Below are 531 nucleotides of genomic sequence, written 5' to 3'. Positions count from 1 at the left end.
CCGCCAGCCGCGCGGCGACATCGGCCAGCAGGGCCGCCTCGCCGCCGAACAGGTGGGCCACCCCGGTCACGTCGACCAGCAGCCCGTCGGGCGGGTCAAGCGCCGACCATGGGCCCCAGCGCTGCGCCCAGACCGCCAGCTTTTCGATGAAGGCCAGGTCCCCGCCGGGATCGCCCGGAGCAACCGCCAGTTCAGGGCACAGCGCCCGGGCATCGCCCAGCATGGCCCCGGCCCGCACCCCGGCGTCCCGCGCCGCTGCGTTGACCGCAGCGATCCGCGGGCCATGGGCGGTTTCGGCCAGCAGGGCAAAAGGCGCGGGGCTTTCGCCCTCAGAACGCTGCCAGCGATCGATCGCCAGCGCCGGGAGCCAGATCGCCATGATCCGGCGGCCGGACGAAGAGGCGGTTTCCCTCATCGCTCAAGATCCATTTTCCGGGAGGATGCGCCCGGGCGCGAAACAGTTCGGCCTGCCAGGCCGGTGCACCCGGCGCGGCCGGGTTCCAGCGCGGGGCGGCCGAGGCGGCGGCGCGC

At 74.6% G+C, this 531-nt stretch carries 2 pseudogenes; both read right to left on the bottom strand.

Annotated features, from left to right (window positions below):
* Positions 1 to 379 (bottom strand): annotated as a pseudogene (locus tag B2V17_RS00530) (DNA polymerase Y family protein); the annotation flags it as partial.
* A pseudogene (locus B2V17_RS00525) lies at positions 330 to 531 on the bottom strand (hypothetical protein); the annotation flags it as partial. The pseudogenes B2V17_RS00525 and B2V17_RS00530, both read right to left, overlap by 50 nt.

This window comes from Novosphingobium sp. UBA6272, from assembly GCF_002440635.1.
Classification (GTDB): domain Bacteria; phylum Pseudomonadota; class Alphaproteobacteria; order Sphingomonadales; family Sphingomonadaceae; genus Novosphingobium.
Note: the sequence above shows the minus strand (reverse complement) of the source record. Positions and strands in the feature narration are given on the sequence as shown.